Raw genomic sequence first — 2,090 nt, 5'->3', positions numbered from 1 at the left:
TCGCGAGTTCCGCACGCAAAGGAAAGCACTTAATGTGCTTTCCGTCTTGCGCAGGACTGTAGAGCAGCAAACTTAAACAGCGGGCGGCCCGTTCCGGGAATCTGCCCCCGCGCACAGAAGGGGATTTCTTTTGCCAAAAAGGGACAGGTTTATTTTGGTAGGTTTTTCCTGCTTGAATTTGAAACATTCCGTTCGGTCAAAGCGTATCTATGGTGAGGGCCTCATCAAGAATCATTAACGTCACCGGGAGGTGATTATGGAAGAACAGGCATTTAGACAGGCGGTCGAAGATCACCGGGATGTCGTGTTTCGGATCGCATTGACGTACCTGCGCGATTGTGCCGATGCCGACGATGTTGCCCAGGATGTCTTTCTTAAGCTGCTTAAAAGCGATGGAAACTTTGAGAGTTGGGAGCATCTTCGTCGATGGCTTATCCGAGTCACGATCAATGAATGCAAATCGCTCTTTCGAAAGCCGTGGAGGCGCGTGGAGGATATTGAGAACCTGGCCGGTTCGCTTTCGACGGCGCAGGAGGAGACCAAGGCGGTCCTGTCAGACGTTATGCGACTTCCGGAGCGATTCCGTGTTCCCATCGTGCTCTATTACTATCTGGGCTTTTCGACCTCAGAGATTGCCGAGTTACTGCATGTGCCAGCCGCGACCGTTCGAACGCGTTTAGCTCGCGGTCGATCGAAGCTCAAATTCATCCTAGAGGAGGGCGACCGTGAAATCCAATCAAATCAAGCAGGCCTTCGAGTCCGTCCAAGCCGATAGCGATCTTGCTGACCGTGTTCTTTATGCCGCTGCTGGTGAGCCGCTTCGTCGAAAGGGTCACGCGAAGCCTCTGTATGTTGCCGTAGTTGGATGTCTTGTCGGAGTGTTGGCGACCGGAGGGGTCGCCTACGCCGTTGTCAAATCCGCCTATTTTGCCTCAGCCTGGGGAAACCACGGCAACGGGGATTCCATCACCTGGACCAACGGCGGCTCATCGGGGACTAAATACACCTACACCAGAGAGTTTGGTGATGGCATCGCGCCCCAAAGCCTGGAGGGTGCAGTCCAGAAGGTTAATCTGTCCGTCGAGGGTAACGGCTATACGCTCGATATCCATGAGATGGCTATCGATAAAAACGGTTGCGGTGCCGTGACGTTTACGCTGTCCAATCCAAATGGCGTTAACTACTACAAGCCAGCAGCAGAGACAGGCGAACTTGTTCTCTATGGTGAAGAAGAGCAGGGCATCGGCACGCCCAGCATGAACTTCGGCGAGGAATGGGCTGACACACGCTGCACCATTGATAAGGACACATCAAGCGATACTGTCATTAATGGCACGATGTACTTTGCTTCTATGGATCGCGAGCGAGGTTTTCAACATGCGGTCACCTGGAATATCTCGTGGACCGAGGGCGAAGGCGAGGATGCGAAGCCGTTCGAGGCATCGACGCCCGAGTTTAGCGTTGGAGCGTACGTCGATACAAAGGAACTCCGCTCCGATGACTCGCCTCTCGAGATCAGCCCGTTTTCTATCCAGACACACATCGATGATCTGGGCTATGAAGCAGTTGATAATAAGCTGACCGTCAGCTACAAGGATGGATCGGAGCAGATTATCGAAGATGACGACGCAGGGGTGTTCAACTTATATTTTTCTTATGGGCGCAATAGCGGAGAGAACATCTGGGTGCCAACGAAGTTGATTGATGTCGATCAAGTTGTCTCGGTAACCCTTGAAATTGTGAGGTATACATCAACAGGGGAGACCGAAACGAAAGAGCCCTTTACCATCGTCTATTCGTAAGATTTGGGGCCGCTTCCTACTAGGGGAAGCGGCCTCTTTTGCGTTAAATGGAAGCGCCGCCGATTTCCCTATGATAGATGAGAGCAGATCACCGCCGGAGCGCGACGTTTCCCCAGATAAAACCGACCAAAATAAACCTGTCCCTATTTGGCGGGTAGCGTTGCCCCATCGAGCACGTCGGATCCCCGGCCCGGGCGGCCCAGGTTTTAAGTTTGTCGCGAGTTCCGCACGCAAAGGAAAGCACTTAATGTGCTTTCCGTCTTGCGCAGGACTGTAGAGCAGCAAACT

2 protein-coding genes are annotated in these 2,090 nt (G+C 52.9%); both read left to right on the top strand.

The annotated features are described in order from the left end of the window. Window positions 1-256 precede the first annotated feature (256 nt). Entirely contained in the window at window positions 257-775 is a 519-nt protein-coding gene (locus tag I2F59_RS09800; protein ID WP_195504010.1) for an RNA polymerase sigma factor, read from the top strand. Beyond that, window positions 726-1,802, top strand: coding sequence for a DUF4179 domain-containing protein (locus I2F59_RS09795; RefSeq protein WP_195504009.1), 1,077 nt, complete (start codon window positions 726-728; stop codon window positions 1,800-1,802). The genes I2F59_RS09800 and I2F59_RS09795 overlap by 50 nt, the downstream gene beginning before the upstream one ends. Window positions 1,803-2,090 lie beyond the last annotated feature (288 nt).

It is taken from the genome of Collinsella aerofaciens, from assembly GCF_015556945.1.
Taxonomy (GTDB): Bacteria; Actinomycetota; Coriobacteriia; order Coriobacteriales; family Coriobacteriaceae; genus Collinsella; species Collinsella aerofaciens_AO.
The sequence above is the reverse complement of the archived record's forward strand: the minus strand, read 5'-3'. Positions and strand labels throughout refer to the sequence as shown.